Genomic DNA, 15,274 nt, shown 5'->3' with positions numbered 1-15,274 from the left:
ATCTCTGCCGCAGCTATAGGGCGCCCAGGTTGAGCGCCAGTAAACCGGCGGCGGCCTTTGGGGCCGCCGCGCGTGATATCAACCGATGATCGCGTTGAGCGTGGCGCTCGGGCGCATCACCGCGGCCAGCTTGGCCGGATCGTTCATGTAATAGCCACCGGTATCGGCCGGTTTGCCCTGTGCGGCGGCCAGCTCGCCGGTAATTTGGGCCTCGCCCTCGGCCAATGCCTCGGCGATGGGCGCAAACTCGGCGGCCAGCTCCGCGTCCTCGCCCTGGGCGGCCAGCGCCTCGGCCCAAAAGCGGGCAAACCAGTAGTGGCTGTCGCGGTTGTCGGGCTCGCCCACCTTGCGCGAGGGCGAGCGGTCATGGTCGAGGATGCCCTGGGTCGCGGCATCCACCGCGTCGCCCAGCACCTTCGCCTTGGCGTTGCCCTTCACCTCCGCGAGGAAGCGGAAGCTCTCGCCCAGCGCGCAGAACTCGCCCAGCGAGTCCCAGCGCAGGTGGTTCTCCTCGTGGAGCTGCTGCACGTGCTTGGGCGCCGAGCCGCCCGCGCCGGTCTCGAAGAGCCCGCCGCCCTGCATCAGCTTGACGATCGAGAGCATCTTGGCCGAGGTGGCCAGCTCGAGGATCGGGAAGAGGTCGGTCAGGTAGTCGCGCAGCACGTTGCCGGTGATGGCAATGGTGTTCTCGCCCCGGGTGATGGTCTCCAGCGAGGCACGGGTCGCCTCACGCGGGGCCATGATCTCGAATTTGTCAGCCACGCCAGCGGCTTCGAGCAGGGGCTTCACGTATGCGATCAGCTCGGCGTCATGGGCGCGGCTGGCATCGAGCCAGAAGATCGAGCGATAGCCCGTGGCCTTCTGCCGGGCGATGGCGAGGTTCACCCAATCCTCGATCGGCGCCTTGCGGGCCGAGGCGGAGCGCCAGATGTCGCCCTTCTGAACCTTGTGCTCGTGCAGCACGGTGCCGTCGTCCAGCACCATCTTCACCACGCCGTCCTCGGCGATCTCGAAGGTGGTCGGGTGCGAGCCGTACTCCTCGGCCTTCTGCGCCATCAGCCCGAGGTTCTGCACGGTGCCGGCGGTGGCCGGGTTCAGCTTGCCGTTCTGCTTGAAGAACTCGATGGCCTCGTCATAGACCGGTGCATAGCTGTTGTCGGGGATCACGCAGACGGTGTCGTGCTCCTTGCCGTCCGGGCCCCAGCCCTTGCCGCCGGCGCGGATCAGCGCGGGCATGGAGGCGTCGATGATGACGTCGGAGGGCACATGCAGGTTGGTGATGCCCTTGTCGGAGTTCACCATGTACATCGGCGGGCGGGCGGCGGTGGTTTCTTCAATGGCTGCAACGATCTCGGGCTCGTCCTTCACCTTGTCGAGCAGGGCGCCCAGGCCGCCATTGGGGTTGACGCCCAGCGCATCGAGCCTGTCGCCGAACGTGTCGAACACCGGGGCGAGCCAGGCCTTCACTGCATGGCCAAAGATGATCGGGTCGGAGACCTTCATCATCGTGGCCTTCATGTGCAGCGAAAAGAGCACGCCCTCCGATTTGGTCTTCTCGATCTCGGCGGCGAGAAAGTCATCGAGCGCCGCGGCGGACATGAAGGTGGCATCCACCACGGTTCCGGCGGGGTAGCTCACGCCCTCCTTCAGCACGGTCTCGCCCGAGGCGCCCTCCAGCACGATCTTCGCGGTCGCGGCCTTGTCGAGCGTGGCCGACACCTCGTTGGAGAAAAAGTCGTCGCCCGCCATCGAGGCCACGCGGGTCTTGCTCTCTTTCGACCAGTCGCCCATCCGGTGCGGGTTGGCCTGGGCATAGTTCTTGACGGCCGTGGCGGCGCGGCGGTCGGAGTTGCCCTCGCGCAGCACCGGGTTCACCGCCGAGCCCTTGATCGCGTCATACTTGGCGCGCACGGCCTTCTCTTCGGCGGTCTCGGGGGCATAGGGGTAGTCGGGCAGGGCAAAGCCCTTGTCCTGCAATTCCTTCACCGCGGCCACGAGCTGCGGCTCGGAGGCCGAGATGTTGGGCAGCTTGATCACGTTGGCCTCGGGCGTCTTTACCAGCTCGCCCAGTTCGGCGAGATCGTCGGCAATGCGCTGGTCCGCCTTCAGGTGGTCGGGGAAGGCGGAGAGGATGCGGCCCGCGAGCGAAATGTCCTTGGTGCCCACGGTGATGCCGGCGGCCTTGGCAAAGCGCTGGATGATCGGCAGTAGCGAGGCGCTGGCCAGTTCCGGGGCCTCGTCGACCTTGGTGTAGATGATGTCGGGCGTGTTGGTGTCGGCCATCTCGGGAGCCCCCTCGCTCATTGCTTGAAACAAGTCCGCTCCACGCTGCGGCGCGGAATCGGACGGCTGGCGCACTCCTAGCCGAAATCCCCGCCGCATGGAAGGTATGCCGTTGTATACCGCTTGTCGCAGGCGTCAGTTTTCCGAGGCGCGCAGGGCCGTGGCCAGCGTCCGCCCCAGCGCCACCAGCGCGTCGATCTGATCGGGCCGCCTGATCGCGCCGTGCAACCTCAGCGCCAGACCTTCGCGGCTTCGGATCACCGCCGGCCGCGCGCTGCGGGGCAGGGCGCTCGCCTCGAGCGCAGGGTGCAGCGCGATGGGCCGCAGGGCATCTTCCGCGCCGGGGGTGGCCATCAGCAGCGCCGGGCTGCCGTCGAGCGGCACCGCCTTCAGGTCCGGCACCTCCTCGGCCATGCTGCCCAGGAGACGGCCCAGCATCGCCTGCCCCAGGCTGCCGCCCAGCATGCCGGCAAAGCGCTCCACATCCGCGGCCTTCCCGGCCGGTATGTCGAGCGTAAGCAGCGAAAGCCCGTGCGGCAGGGCCAGCGACGGATCGCGCCACTCCGTGTGCCGGGTCGAACTGCCCGATTGCCCGCCCGCCGACCGCTGCACCACGATCCGCAGCTCCCAGCCCTCGCGCGGGCTGGCGATGCGGGTCACGCTCCGCCGCCCCTCGCGCGCCGTCGCAAAGCTCCAACCCGCCGCCGCGCAATGGGCGCGCAGCAGCGCGTCGCGCTTTTTCGCCCACCACAGCAAGGCCCCCACCAGCACGATCTGGCCCAGGAACACCACCGCGACGAGGAGGATGATGGCGGTCTCCGACATGGGCACTCCCTCTCGCTCCTCCAGCCACCCTAGCCACGGCCCGATGCGCTGTCACCCGACCGGCGACAGGGCGCACATCCTATGGTAGAATGGCCGTATTTCCCGCCGGGCCCGCCCGGAGCATTTGACCCTGGAGCATTACCCATGAAGCGCATCGCGATTTTCTGCGACGGCACCTGGAACCGGCCCGACGCCACCCATCCAACCAACGTGTTCCACCTGCACCGGATCGCCCGCCGCACGGCGGCCGATGGCACCACCCAGATCCTCAAGTATATCCCCGGCGTCGGCACCGGCTTCGGCAAGTCCGGCTGGCGCAAGCACGCCGACCGGATCATCGGCGGCGCCTTCGGCGTGGGGGTCACCGCCAACATCCTCGCCGGCTACACCTTCCTGATCGAGCAATACGAGCCGGGCGACGAGATCTTCGTCTTCGGCTTTTCCCGCGGGGCCTTCACCGCGCGCTCGCTGGTGGGGCTGATCCGCGCCTCCGGCCTGCCGCGCCACACCGAGGCCTGGAAGGCGGGCGAGGCGCTCAAGCGCTACCGCTCCAACGCGCCCGAGACCAAGCCCTCCAGCGAGGAGAGCCACAGGTTCCGCCTCGGCTATTCGCCCGACGTGGTCACATCGCAGAAAGAGGCCGACTGGCGCGCCGCCCAGGGCCTCGTGGTGCCGCCCCTGCTCACCGTCACCTACCTCGGCATCTGGGATACCGTCGGTGCGCTCGGCATCCCAGGCCACTACAAGTGGCTCTCGTCGCTCTTCAACCGGAGCCAGGGCTTTCACGATACCCAGCTCAGCGGCATGGTCATGGCCGCGCGCCACGCCGTCTCCATCGACGAGCGCCGCAAGAGCTTTCCGCCCACGCTCTGGGGCAACCTGGGCGAGCTCAACCGCGAGGATCCCGAGCGCAAGCGCAACTACCAGCAACTCTGGTTCGCGGGCGATCACGGCTCGGTCGGCGGCGGTGGCGACATCACCGGCCTTTCCAACATCACCCTGCGCTGGGTGGTGGAGGGGGCCATGGCCCAGGGGCTGGAGTTCGACCCCACCGCGCTCGCCGTCTTCGCCGCCGAGGAAAATCCGCTCGAACCCTCGCTGTTCAACCAGTCCGCGCCGCCCAGCCTGTCGACCCGCCTGCTGCGCCGCCGCGTGCTCGACCGGGCCGGCCGGATGGAGGTGCCGGACCCCGCCACCGGCGGCACCACCACGGTCTCCATCGGCCCCGACTACGCCTGGGATATCTCGCCCTTCGCCCGCACCCGCTACGCCAGCCTCCCCGGCTATCGCCCGCCCGCGCTCACCCCCTTCCACGACGACCTGACGGCCCCCGACCCCTGAACCGCGCCGCCCGCCCGTGCCCCCTGCAACAAACCGCCACGGGCTTGTGAGCGCAGAGGGCCTTTCGGCTTCGCGCCCGGCAGCTTAAACGGAGGGCATGTTCGGAATAGACATCATGGACGCCGCGCTGCTGCCGGCCATTCTCCTCGCGGCGGTCGGCGGGCTGATCTCCTTCGTCAGCCCCTGCGTGCTGCCCATCGTGCCGCCCTATCTCGCCTACATGGGCGGCATCTCGATGGACGAGATGGACGGACCCGCCGCCTCCTCGGGGCGTCGCCGGGTGATGGTGGCCGCGGCCTTCTTCGTGCTCGGGCTTTCCACCGTCTTTCTGCTGCTCGGCGCCGCCGCTTCGGCCATGGGCGGGCTCTTCCTGCAGAACCGCGAGTGGTTCACCATGGCGGCCGGGGCCGTCATCATGGTCTTCGGCGCGCATTTCCTCGGCATCTTCACCCTGCCGTTCCTCAACCGCGAGGCCCGGATCGACGCGGGCGACCGCGGCGGCTCGGCGCTTGGCGCCTATGTGCTGGGCCTCGCCTTCGCCTTCGGCTGGACCCCCTGCCTCGGCCCGATCCTCGGCGCGATCCTGTCGATGGCGGCGATGGAGGGCGACGTGTCGCGCGGGGCCTTCCTGCTGGCGATCTACGCCCTGGGGCTGGGCCTGCCCTTCCTCGCGGTCGCCGCCTTCTTCCCGCGGCTCAAGGGGCTGATGGGCTGGATGAAGCGCCACATGGGCCAGATCGAGCGGATCACCGGCCTGCTGCTCTGGACGGTCGGCCTGCTGATGCTCACCGGCGGCTTCTCCGACTTCTCCTACTGGCTGCTCGAGATCTTCCCGGCGCTGGCGGCGGTGGGGTAAGACTCCCAACTTTCGCCAAAATCCCTTGCTATGGCGGCCGGAACGGCAAGGATGACGACATGGCAGAGACACAGGCACAGCAGGACGTGGCACGACGTCGGGTGGTCTACATCCCCGGCTACGACCCGTTCCACCCGCGCCGCTACCGCGAGCTCTACCGCAAGGAAAGCGCCGAGCAGGCGAAGGTCTCGGGTTACGAGGTCCGCCAGTCGGCACTGAAGGGGCAGGGGCCCTTCGCCTGGTCGGTGCAAAGCTCCGTCGAAGGCGCGGTCACCGATGCCACCGTCGAGGTGCTGCTATGGTCCGACATCGTGAAGGCCTCGATGAACCCCTCGATCCCCGCAACCTACGCCATGCTGCTGCGCACCGCCTGGACCTATATCGCCTCGGGCGCGCTGTTCCGGCTGATGCGGCTGCGCAAGGGCCCGGTGATCGCGGCGCTCTATCCCATCGTCTTCCTGCTCGGCCAGCTCCTGCTCGCGCTTGGCCTCGGCTATGCCGCCGCCCGCCTCGGCGCCTGGGGGCTGCGCAGCCTGCCCACGCCGATCCCGCTCGGCACCACCGGCCTGATGCTCGGCATCATCCTCTTCGTCGGGGTCGCCTGGGCCGTGCTCCGCTGGTTCCGCAAGCGAGACAACAAGTTCTTCGCCTACTACCTGATGCACGACTACAGCTATTCCGCCCGTCACAAGGGCGCCAACCCGCCGGAGCTCGAGGCGCGGATGGCCGAGTTCCGCACCCGGATCGAGGCGGCGCTGGCCGATGACGTGGACGAGGTGCTGGTGGTCGGTCATTCCTCGGGCGCCCACATCGGCATCTCGGTGCTGGCCGACATCATGCGCTCGGGCTGGACGCAGGGGCATGGGCCCCGGCTGGCGTTCCTGTCGCTGGGCCAGGTGGTGCCGATGGTGAGCTTCCTGCCGCAGGCGCACCGCCTGCGTGCAGACCTGCACGACCTCTGCCAGTGGGACCAGATCACCTGGGTCGATGTCACCGCGCCGGGCGACGGCTGCGCCTTCGCGCTCTGCGACCCGGTCGCCGTGACCGGCGTGGCGCCCGAGACCGGCAAGCGCTGGCCGCTGGTCTTTTCAGCCGCCTTCACCCAAACCCTCTCGCCCGAACGCTGGAACGCCCTGAAGCGCCGCTTCTTCCGCCTGCACTTCCAGTATCTCTGCGCCTTCGATCGGCCCGGCGATTACGACTACTTTCTCATCACCGCCGGCCCGCTCTCGCTTGCCACCCGCTACGCCGCGCGGATGCCCTCGAAGAGCCGCATCGAAACCCCCGCCTCGCGCTACACCTCGCGGGCGGCGGCGTGACCTTTCTACCTTGCGCCGTCATCCTCGGGCTTGACCCGAGGATCTCCACGGCTACGAGATCCCAGGGTCAAGCCCGAGGATGACGCCGCATTGACCTGCCCGCACCTGCCCCCCAAGCCGCCGTCGCGTCCCGAGAAGACCTCGCTTCTCAATTACGCGCGGCTCTTCCGGGCCGATATCCTCTCGGCCCAGCCGGCCAAGCTCTACCGCGCCTGGATGGCTGAGTTCCGCACGCCCTTCTTCCGCTCCTACCTCGTCAACGAGCCCGCCCTGGTGGATCTCGTGCTGAAGGCCCGGCCCGACGACTTTCCCAAGTCCAACCGCATCCGCGAGGGCCTTGCGCCGCTGCTCGGCAACTCCGTCTTCGTCACCAACGGCGAAACCTGGAAGCGCCAGCGCCGCATCATCGACCCCGCCTTCGAGGGCGGCCGCCTGCGCGAGACCTTCCCGGCCATGCTGGAGGCCGCCCGCGCCTGCGTCGCCCGCATGGAGCGGCGGGCCGGGGTGGTGGAGGTGGAAGAAGAGACCTCCCACGCCGCCGCCGACGTGATCTTCCGCACGCTCTTCTCCATCCCGATCGAGCACGAGATCGCCGCCCGCGTCTTCTCCGAGTTTCGCAGCTACCAGCGCGCGCAGCCGATCCTCAACCTCGCCGCCTTCCTGCCGCTGCCCCGCTGGTTTCCGCGCTTTCATGCCCGCGAGGTCCGGCGCACCGCCGCCTCGATCCGATCGCTCATCACCGAGCTCACCGCCGCCCGCGCCGCCGACATTGCCGCCGGCACAGCGCCCGACGACCTCGCCACCAAGATCATGACAACCGCCGACCCCCAGACAGGGGAGCGGTTCGAAACCGAGGAGATGGTCGACCAGGTCGCGATCTTCTTTCTGGCCGGGCACGAGACCTCCGCCTCCGCCCTGGCCTGGGCCCTCTACCTGCTGGCAGCTTTCCCCGAGGTGCAGGAGCGCGCCGCGACCGAGGCCGCGCGCTTGCCGGAAAATCCCGGCTTCTCAGATATTTCCGGCCTCAAGTTCACCCGCGATGTCTTCCGCGAGACCCTGCGCCTCTACCCGCCCGTGCCGATGATGGTGCGCCAGAACACCAAGCCCGAGACCTTCCGCAAGCGCCGCATCAGACCCGGCGCGCAGATCGTGCTCAGCCCCTGGCACCAGCACCGCCACGAGCGGATCTGGAGCAATCCCGATGGCTTCGATCCCGACCGCTGGAGCACCGAGGAAGGCCGCCGCTGTGGCCGCGAGGCCTACATGCCCTTCTCCGCCGGTGCCCGTGTCTGCACCGGGGCCGGCTTTGCCATGGTCGAGGGGCCGCTGATCCTCGCCATGCTGCTGCGCCGGCTGAAGTTCGAAACGGTGGAGGGCAGGGTGCCGCGCCCGGTCGCGCATCTCACGGTGCGCGCAGCGGAGGGGATTCACCTGAAGATCTCGCGGCGGTAGCCCTGGAGCGCATCACCCCTGGTAGTGCTTCAGCACGAAGACCCGGATCGCCGAGGCCAGCCCGCGCTCGACCCCGCGATCTGCATCAATATCGGCCGCCAGGGCGTTGATCGGAATGTTCTTTTCTGCCGCAATGGCTCGGAACGCGGCCCAGAACTCCGGCTCCAGCGAAACGCTCGTGCGATGCCCGGCCAGGGTCAGCGAGTGCTTCTCGGGCCGGGCCATGCTTCAGGGTTTCGCGCGGTCGCGCAGGTCTGGGCGCACGCGGGGGCCATAGGTCTCCAGCTCGTGTTCCAGCTCCGGCAGAACCGCCATGATCTCCGACCACAGCCCCGCCTCGCTGGCCGTGGGGCGCAGGTTGCCGGGATGAAAGCTCTCCATCTCCAGCCCTTCGACCACCATCACCGCATGGCGTTCGAGCAGGATCTGCACATAGGTGATGCCATGGCGCGGGATCGACTTGCAGAAGCCCGCGCGCCGCGTCAGCGCCGTGGCCGACACGATGCACTCGTCCTGCGGATCGCTGTTCGAACGCATGACCAGCCCGGCATTGGGCGAAATCTCGAGATCCTGGCGGGGGTAGGTGCCGTCGATGCTGGCGGCCTTGACCCGCACCGGGCAGAGCGCCGGGCTCTGGGCAAGCTGCTCGCGGGTCACCCGTGTGAGCCCCACCCATCGGACCTTGAGCGGCCCCAGGTCCTTGGTCTCCACCACATCGCCAACGCTCAACTGCCCGGCGGCCACGGCGCCCTCGGGCGTCAACACGCGGGCATTGGCCGAAATCGCGCTCTCCAGCCAGGTGCCCGCCTCGGGCACGCGCGAAAAGCTCTTCAGACTGGGCTTCAGCGCGCGGCTCAGACGCCGTGCATTGGGCAGCAGCTGCGCCAGCCCAGGGGCCACATAGGCCTTCGCAAATACGCCGGTCTCGGTGACCGTATGCGCGGTGAATTCGTCGATGTCTGCCTGCACTTCAGCACGCGTCAGCCGCTGTGCCTGCGCCAGTTCGGTCCCCATTCCCGTCTCCGTCTCGCGGGAGTGTCCCGCGCCTGCCTCATTGTTTTTGCCCGGTTTTCCGGATCTCGGGCAAAGGTCGGGCCGAAATGTGGCAAGAATGTGGCGGGCGAAACTCCGCTCATGCCGTGGTTGGACGATGTGGCAAATATGCCCGCGCGGGGCGGGCCCGGGCGGGCGGCTTCAATCGTCGTCGCGCTTTTTCAGCGCGTGCAGCCGCGCCACCCGCGCCGCCTCGGCCTTGGCCCGGTCCTTCTCGGCGCGGGTCATACCGTGCAAGGCGGCATTGGCGTCGGCGCGGGCCTTCTTCTCGGCCCGCGCCCTGTCTTTCCGAAACCGGTTCAGGTTGACCGGCTTTTCGCTCATTTCGGGCCGATCATGTCTTCCGGGCGCACCACGCGGTCGAAGGTCTCTTCATCGACGAAGCCCAGCGCGATGGCCTCTTCCTTCAGCGTCGTGCCGTTCTTGTGCGCGGTCTTGGCGACCTTGGTGGCATTGTCGTAGCCGATGGTGGGGGCGAGTGCCGTCACCAGCATCAGACTCTCCTTCATCAGCTTGCCGATCCGCTCCACGTTGGCCTCGGTGCCCGCCAGCATCCGCTCGGTGAAGCTCGCCGCCGCATCGCCCAGAAGCTGCATCGACTGCAGCAGGTTGTAGGCCATCATCGGGTTGTAGACGTTCAGCTCGAAGTGGCCCTGGCTGCCGGCAAAGGCGATGGCCGCGTCATTGCCGAGGATATGGGCGCAAACCTGGGTCATCGCCTCGGCCTGGGTCGGGTTGACCTTGCCGGGCATGATCGAGGAGCCCGGCTCGTTCTCGGGCAGGATCAGCTCGCCCAGCCCCGAGCGCGGGCCCGAGCCGAGAAAGCGCATGTCGTTGGCGATCTTGTAGCAGGCCATGGCCACGGTCTTGACCGCGCCCGACATGAAGACCATCGCATCATGCGCCGCCAGAGCCTCGAACTTGTTGGGCGCGGTGACGAAGGGCAGGCCGGTGATCTCGGCGATGTTCGCCGCCACCGTGGTGTCCCAGCCCTTGTCGGTGTTGAGCCCGGTGCCCACGGCGGTGCCGCCCTGCGCCAGCTCGTAGATGCCCGGCAGCGCCAGCTCGATGCGCTTGATGCCGTTGCGGATCTGCATGGCATAGCCCGAGAACTCCTGGCCCAGCGTCAGCGGGGTGGCGTCCTGGGTGTGGGTCCGGCCGATCTTGATGATATCCTTGAACGCCTCGGCCTTGGCCTCCAGCCCCTCGGCCAGCACCGTGAGCCCGGGCAGCAGCACGTCGCGCACGGTGGTCGCCGCGGCGATGTGCATGGCGGTGGGGAAGGTGTCGTTCGACGACTGGCCCATGTTGCAATGGTCGTTCGGGTGCACCGGGTCCTTCGAGCCGATCACGCCGCCGAGGATCTCGATGGCGCGGTTGGAGACCACCTCGTTGGCGTTCATGTTGCTCTGCGTGCCCGAGCCGGTCTGCCAGACGACGAGCGGAAAGTGATCATCGAGCTTGCCCTCGATCACCTCGCCGGCGGCCTCGATCATCGCATCGGCCAGCTTCGCATCGAGCTTGCCGCTGGCCTTGTTGGCCACGGCGCAGGCCTTCTTGATCACGCCGAGCGCCCGCACGATCGCCACCGGCTGTTTCTCCCAGCCGATCGGAAAGTTCATCAGCGAGCGCTGGGTCTGCGCGCCCCAGTACTTGTCGGAGGGAACTTCGAGCGGACCGAAGCTATCGGTCTCGGTTCGGGTATCGGCCATGGCATGCGCCCTTCTTGCTGGTGTCGGGGGAGACATACCCGAAGGGGCGGGCCGGTCAATGGCAGGTTAGCGCAAACTGTCGGCCCGATCCGTCATCCTCGGCCCTGACCCGAGGAGGCCGCCCGCCTGCGCCGGCGCCCTACATGCCCCGCCGGGTAAACACCCAGACATGGGCCGGCGGCAGGTTGGCCCAGGTGATGCCACGGCGGCGGGCGCTGACACCGAGCTCGGCCTGCATCTCGGGGCTGATCGGAGACCCCGGCGAATAGGTGATCTGCACGAACATCGCGCCGGGCCGCATGACCTCGAGCGCCCGGCCCACCACCTCGCGCTGGATCGTCGGGCGTGCCAGCACCGGAACGCCCGAAATCACCGCGCCCACGCCCGAAAGCCCGGTTTCGCCGATCTCCTGCGCCGGGCGGTTCAGCACGTTCACGCCCGGAAACTTCTCGCGCAGGGTCTCGCAGAAACGTTCGTTGGTTTCCATCAGCGTGAGCCGCGAGGGGTGCACGCCGCGCTCCAGGATCGCCCGTGTAAACACCCCGGTGCCCGGCCCGATCTCGACGATGGGCCCCTCGACGGCCTCCAGCCCTTCGGTCATCCTGCGGGCGACGGCGGCGGAGGAGGGGGCAATCGCCACCACCTCGCCGGGCTTGCGGAACATCTCGGAGAGAAACACGGCAAAATCGCTCGGCATGGCTGGCCCCACATATGGTCGGATGCGGCCAGATGCGCCTGTCGCGGCGCGCCGATCAAGCGTGAAAACGCGCTGTTACCAGAACTTCACCGCCCCGCAACAGACCTGTCACGCAGGCGTTTCGGCGCCGTTACACGGGGGGCCGGGCGGAGGCCCTACTTGCGGAAACTGTCGAGGCTCACCACCTCGGCGTCGTGATGCGCCTCGGGGTCTTCCACGTCCTCGGCCATGGGGGCGTCGTCGTCCTCGTCGTCCTCCTCGCCGTCCTGGCTCTCGAAGCGCAGGCCGAACTCCACCGAAGGGTCCACGAAGGTGGCGATGGCATCGTAGGGGATCACCAGCCGCTCCGGCGCATCGCCGAAATTGAGCGTCACCGAGAACCCGTCATCGGTGACATCGAGGTCGTCGAACCAGTGCTGCATCACCACCGTCATTTCCTCGGGGTAGCGCTCGCGCAGCCAGTCTGCGATCTCCACGCCCTCGGCGTGGGTGTCGAAGGTGATGAAGAAATGGTGCTGCCCCGGCAGACCCCGCTCCGCGACCTCGGCCAGAACGTCCCGGATGAGGCTTCGCATCGCCCGGTGCATCAGTCTGCCATAGTCGATTTCGGTGGTCATATGTGCGGAAGTCCTCGGCTGTATCTGGATTCAGCATAGGGGATTCGAACCCGAATGACAGGGCCGATTTGGGCTCATGACAGCAGCTCCACGGCAAGGCCCGCCACCGCCATGAGCGCCAGCGTGGCGGCCAGTCCGAGGCGTGTTCCGAAGAGCAGAAGGGCCGAGAGTGCGGTCAGCCCCGCCGCCACCGGCTGAAAGCTCGACCACTCGGGCAGGGCAGGGGTGCTGCGGCTGAGGCTGGCGAAGAGCACATGCAGCGCAAACCAGAGCGAGAGGTTGGCGATCACCCCCACCACGGCCGCCGTGATGGCCCGGAGCGCGCCCGCCAGCCGGGGTTGATGGGTGATCCATTCGATGTAGGGCGCGCCCGCGAAGATCCAGAGAAAACAGGGGATGAAGGTCACCCAGAGCGTGAGCGCCGCCGCCGCCAGCGCCATGCCCGGCCCGAGCTTGGCCCCCGTCAGCGCCGCCACGAACTCGGTGACCAGGATCAGAGGGCCGGGCGTGGTTTCGGCCAGCCCCAGCCCGTCGATCATCTCGGCCGTGGTCAGCCAACCGTGGGTCTCCACCACCGTCTGGCTCATGTAGGCCAGCACCGCATAGGCGCCGCCGAAGGTGACCACCGCGAGCTTCGAAAAGAACAGCCCGATGTCGGCAAGCAGCGGCGAGCCCGCGACGAGGGCAAGGGGCGCGGCCCAGAGCAGGCCAAAAATGACCACGGTCATAACCGTCCCCCGGGCGGTTCCGCGCGGCAGCGGCACCGTTTCTCCCGCCACGCCGCCCCGCAGCGCGCCCCAGAGCGCCGCAAACCCGATCACGACCGGAAAGGGCAGGGCAAAGCCGTAGAGCGCCACGAAGGCCAGCGCCGCCAGCGCCAGCCCCTCCGCCATATCGTGCCCGAAAGCCCGCCTGGCAACCTTGATCAGCGCCTGAATCACCACCACGAGCACCGCCGCCTTGACGCCCAGGAAGGCCGCCGCCACCCAGGGCACCTGGCCCCAGGCCGCATAGGCCATCGCCAGGGCAAAGACGATCACCGCCCCCGGCAGCACGAAGAGCGCGCCCGCAAGCAGCCCGCCCGGAACGCCGCGCAGCCGCCAGCCCGCATAGGTGCACAGCTGCATCGCCTCCGGGCCGGGCAGCATCATGCAGAACGACAGCGCCGAGAGATACTGCTTCTCGCTCAGCCACCCGCGCCGGTCCACCAGCTCCTCGTGCATCAGGGCAAACTGCGCCGCCGGCCCGCCGAAGGAGAGCAGTCCGATCCGCCCGAAGGTGCGGAACAGCGCGCCGAACGACACGCTCATCGCGCGCTCCCCGCCGGCCAGTCGTGGCCCTCGTCAAACCCGTCCCGCGCCCAGCGGTAGAGTGCGTCATACATCGCCATCCCCGCCGTCAGCTGCTGCTGGTCGTCCCGATATTGCCGCGAGAGTCCGACCGAGAGCGCCAGCAGCCCGGCCGCCTGCGGAGCCAGGTCGTGCCGGTCGGTATCGGCGCCACGGACCACCACGGCGAGCCGCTCCAGCGCCTCAGAGCGCAGCCCGAACTCCTCGCACATCGTGTCAAAGCTGCACAACGCGCCCCGATGGCTCCAGAATGCGCCCTCCACGTCAAAGGGCGTGGCCCCGTAACGGTCGGCCACGCCCTGCACCTCGGCGGGCGAAACAAAGAGAAACCGCGCCTCGGGGTCCACGAAGCGGCGGATCAGCCAGGGGCAGGCGATGCGGTCGATCTTGGGCCGATGCCGGGTGACCCAGAGCGTCGCCCCGCCCACCGGTGCAGGGATCGCCGCCGCCGGCACCCTTAAGGTGCCCGGCGCATCCCGCCAGCCATACATGCCCCCCGAGAGATACTCCGCCTCGATCCCGTCGCCGCGCAGCCAGGCCACCAGCCCCTGGCTCAGCTTGATGCCCTTCTGGCAGACCACCACGCAGCGCCGCCCGGCGAGCCGCGCCTTCAGGCCTTCGATATCGCTGTGTGGATGGCGAAAGGAGCCGGGGATCAAAAAGGGATCGGCCTCGAAATCAGGGTCGATCGTGATATCCACGATCGCCGGACACTCCGGCGTGCCGATCAGGCGCAAAAGCTGGGTGGGGGTGATCTCATTGGGGGCAGCCAAGAGCATGTCTCCTCGGTCAAGGCAAACATGCGAACCTCTGGCTTGGGGCCTCACGGGGCGTTCGCGCTGTCCCCATGGGGCGATTGTCGCGCGAAGGGCGGGGTCTGTCAATCGGGTCGGGATTGAGAAGATCCGATCAGAACGCCCTCCCGTCGGACGGCCTGCCGCGTCAGCTCCTCAGGTCCTCCAACGCTGCCTGGACATGTTCCGCGGCCTCCGCGAAGGGGGATCCGGACGCCCGGTTGATGGCCCTGTTCAGGGCCTTGCTTGCGGCAAAGAACCGTGCCGAAAGCCGAACATCCCTCGCGTCCAGCCCCATCCGCGCGGCATAGTCGGCACTCAAGAGCGTAAAGAACTCACCTTGTTCAGCGAGCGCGCCTTCGGCATCGCCGGCAGCCGCAAAGGCTTCGAGGTCCGCCCCGGCCCGATTGAGGCAAACACTGCCGATATCAACGAAGACCGGATCATGCGGAGCGCTGCGGCGGCAGATCAGGTTGGACGGAACGAGGTCGTTGTGAGACAGAACGAACGGCAGCGCCTCGATGCGGTCAAGGGCCCTTCCGACCTCGTCCCTCCTCCCGACATGATCGAAAAACTCGCGCCCAAGCGTCCTGAACCAGGCCTGCCTGCGCCTCAGGGCAGGGCGGTTCTCCACCCGCCGGCCCCGCTGTGCAAGCTGGCGCAATGCGGATGCCAAAGGCGCTACCGTGTCTTTCGAAAGGGCAAAGGGCACGGCGTCCTCAACGTATTCCGCGCAGATGGCAAACCTGTCGAACATCAGGGTCGCTCCGTAAACCCGCATGATGCAAGGCGCGATCCGTTCATGCGCGATGCTCAGGGCTACCTTGAATTCGGCGAGGTTGCGCGTGGTCTTCTGTACGAAGTCCACATGTCTGCTGCCGTCGGAAGACATGGCGCGGCAGATCAGGATGTGCAGGTTGTCCCACCCGCCCTCGATGCGTCTCAGCACTTCCACGTCGGCTGAGGAGTCCCCTGT

The 15,274-nt window shown here is 67.9% G+C and carries 15 protein-coding genes; 4 read left to right on the top strand and 11 right to left on the bottom strand.

What is annotated here, in order from left to right:
- Positions 1-78: 78 nt before the first annotated feature.
- Both BUR94_RS07675 and BUR94_RS07670 read right to left on the bottom strand, forming a co-directional pair.
- The gene (locus BUR94_RS07675) at positions 79-2,283 is read right to left on the bottom strand and encodes an NADP-dependent isocitrate dehydrogenase (RefSeq protein ID WP_074257630.1); all 2,205 of its coding nucleotides are present in this window, start codon (positions 2,281-2,283) and stop codon (positions 79-81) included.
- 135 nt (positions 2,284-2,418) lie between these two features.
- On the bottom strand, positions 2,419-3,108 hold the full coding sequence (locus BUR94_RS07670) for a hypothetical protein (RefSeq protein WP_074255618.1): 690 nt from the start codon (positions 3,106-3,108) through the stop codon (positions 2,419-2,421).
- A 144-nt stretch (positions 3,109-3,252) separates the two neighbouring features.
- On the opposite strand from BUR94_RS07670, the gene BUR94_RS07665 reads away from it, so the two are divergent.
- From BUR94_RS07665 to BUR94_RS07650, 4 genes are all read left to right on the top strand, one after another.
- The gene (locus BUR94_RS07665) at positions 3,253-4,449 is read left to right on the top strand and encodes a DUF2235 domain-containing protein (protein ID WP_074255617.1); all 1,197 of its coding nucleotides are present in this window, start codon (positions 3,253-3,255) and stop codon (positions 4,447-4,449) included.
- Positions 4,450-4,546: 97 nt separating this feature from the next.
- A complete protein-coding gene (locus BUR94_RS07660) occupies positions 4,547-5,305 on the top strand; it encodes a cytochrome c biogenesis CcdA family protein (protein WP_074255616.1) in 759 nt (252 codons plus the stop codon).
- A gap of 59 nt (positions 5,306-5,364) precedes the next feature.
- Positions 5,365-6,624 (top strand): hypothetical protein, encoded by a 1,260-nt coding sequence (locus BUR94_RS07655; protein ID WP_074255615.1) that lies wholly within the window; start codon positions 5,365-5,367, stop codon positions 6,622-6,624.
- A 90-nt stretch (positions 6,625-6,714) separates the two neighbouring features.
- Complete coding sequence (locus BUR94_RS07650; protein WP_245794405.1) at positions 6,715-8,076, top strand: cytochrome P450; 1,362 nt, start codon at positions 6,715-6,717, stop codon at positions 8,074-8,076.
- Positions 8,077-8,088: 12 nt separating this feature from the next.
- Here BUR94_RS07650 and BUR94_RS07645 read toward each other — a convergent pair whose 3' ends face one another.
- The 9 genes from BUR94_RS07645 to BUR94_RS07605 form a co-directional block, all read right to left on the bottom strand.
- On the bottom strand, positions 8,089-8,301 hold the full coding sequence (locus tag BUR94_RS07645; protein WP_074255614.1) for a ribbon-helix-helix domain-containing protein: 213 nt from the start codon (positions 8,299-8,301) through the stop codon (positions 8,089-8,091).
- A 3-nt stretch (positions 8,302-8,304) separates the two neighbouring features.
- Positions 8,305-9,090: a Hint domain-containing protein gene (locus tag BUR94_RS07640; RefSeq protein WP_074255613.1), complete on the bottom strand. Its 786-nt coding sequence runs from the start codon at positions 9,088-9,090 to the stop codon at positions 8,305-8,307.
- A 180-nt stretch (positions 9,091-9,270) separates the two neighbouring features.
- On the bottom strand, positions 9,271-9,453 hold the full coding sequence (locus BUR94_RS07635; RefSeq protein ID WP_074255612.1) for a DUF4169 family protein: 183 nt from the start codon (positions 9,451-9,453) through the stop codon (positions 9,271-9,273).
- On the bottom strand, positions 9,450-10,841 hold the full coding sequence (gene fumC, locus BUR94_RS07630) for a class II fumarate hydratase (protein WP_074255611.1): 1,392 nt from the start codon (positions 10,839-10,841) through the stop codon (positions 9,450-9,452). The genes BUR94_RS07635 and fumC overlap by 4 nt, the downstream gene beginning before the upstream one ends.
- Positions 10,842-10,980: 139 nt before the next feature.
- Positions 10,981-11,538, bottom strand: coding sequence for a class I SAM-dependent methyltransferase (locus tag BUR94_RS07625; protein WP_074255610.1), 558 nt, complete (start codon positions 11,536-11,538; stop codon positions 10,981-10,983).
- 155 nt (positions 11,539-11,693) lie between these two features.
- Complete coding sequence (locus BUR94_RS07620) at positions 11,694-12,155, bottom strand: SspB family protein (RefSeq protein ID WP_074255609.1); 462 nt, start codon at positions 12,153-12,155, stop codon at positions 11,694-11,696.
- Between the two features lie 74 nt (positions 12,156-12,229).
- On the bottom strand, positions 12,230-13,465 hold the full coding sequence (gene chrA / locus BUR94_RS07615; protein ID WP_074255608.1) for a chromate efflux transporter: 1,236 nt from the start codon (positions 13,463-13,465) through the stop codon (positions 12,230-12,232).
- Positions 13,462-14,277 carry a chromate resistance protein ChrB domain-containing protein gene (locus BUR94_RS07610; RefSeq protein ID WP_074257628.1) on the bottom strand — a complete coding sequence of 272 codons (816 nt, stop codon included), beginning with the start codon at positions 14,275-14,277 and terminating at the stop codon, positions 13,462-13,464. The genes chrA and BUR94_RS07610 overlap by 4 nt, the downstream gene beginning before the upstream one ends.
- Positions 14,278-14,446: 169 nt before the next feature.
- Complete coding sequence (locus BUR94_RS07605; protein WP_139301240.1) at positions 14,447-15,253, bottom strand: aminoglycoside phosphotransferase/kinase family protein; 807 nt, start codon at positions 15,251-15,253, stop codon at positions 14,447-14,449.
- Positions 15,254-15,274 lie beyond the last annotated feature (21 nt).

The sequence above is a fragment of the Vannielia litorea genome (assembly GCF_900142295.1).
Lineage (GTDB): Bacteria > Pseudomonadota > Alphaproteobacteria > Rhodobacterales > Rhodobacteraceae > Vannielia > Vannielia litorea.
Note: the sequence above shows the minus strand (reverse complement) of the source record. Positions and strands in the feature narration are given on the sequence as shown.

Excerpts from the sequence above, each read along its gene's own strand:
- BUR94_RS07645 (WP_074255614.1), bottom strand. The coding sequence starts at position 8,301 with ATGGCCCGGCCCGAGAAGCACTCGCTGACCCTGGCCGGGCATCGCACG.
- chrA (WP_074255608.1), bottom strand. The coding sequence starts at position 13,465 with ATGAGCGTGTCGTTCGGCGCGCTGTTCCGCACCTTCGGGCGGATCGGA.
- fumC (WP_074255611.1), bottom strand. The coding sequence starts at position 10,841 with ATGGCCGATACCCGAACCGAGACCGATAGCTTCGGTCCGCTCGAAGTT.
- BUR94_RS07665 (WP_074255617.1), top strand. The coding sequence starts at position 3,253 with ATGAAGCGCATCGCGATTTTCTGCGACGGCACCTGGAACCGGCCCGAC.
- BUR94_RS07655 (WP_074255615.1), top strand. The coding sequence starts at position 5,365 with ATGGCAGAGACACAGGCACAGCAGGACGTGGCACGACGTCGGGTGGTC.
- BUR94_RS07675 (WP_074257630.1), bottom strand. The coding sequence starts at position 2,283 with ATGGCCGACACCAACACGCCCGACATCATCTACACCAAGGTCGACGAG.
- BUR94_RS07660 (WP_074255616.1), top strand. The coding sequence starts at position 4,547 with ATGTTCGGAATAGACATCATGGACGCCGCGCTGCTGCCGGCCATTCTC.
- BUR94_RS07640 (WP_074255613.1), bottom strand. The coding sequence starts at position 9,090 with ATGGGGACCGAACTGGCGCAGGCACAGCGGCTGACGCGTGCTGAAGTG.
- BUR94_RS07670 (WP_074255618.1), bottom strand. The coding sequence starts at position 3,108 with ATGTCGGAGACCGCCATCATCCTCCTCGTCGCGGTGGTGTTCCTGGGC.
- BUR94_RS07620 (WP_074255609.1), bottom strand. The coding sequence starts at position 12,155 with ATGACCACCGAAATCGACTATGGCAGACTGATGCACCGGGCGATGCGA.
- BUR94_RS07635 (WP_074255612.1), bottom strand. The coding sequence starts at position 9,453 with ATGAGCGAAAAGCCGGTCAACCTGAACCGGTTTCGGAAAGACAGGGCG.
- BUR94_RS07625 (WP_074255610.1), bottom strand. The coding sequence starts at position 11,538 with ATGCCGAGCGATTTTGCCGTGTTTCTCTCCGAGATGTTCCGCAAGCCC.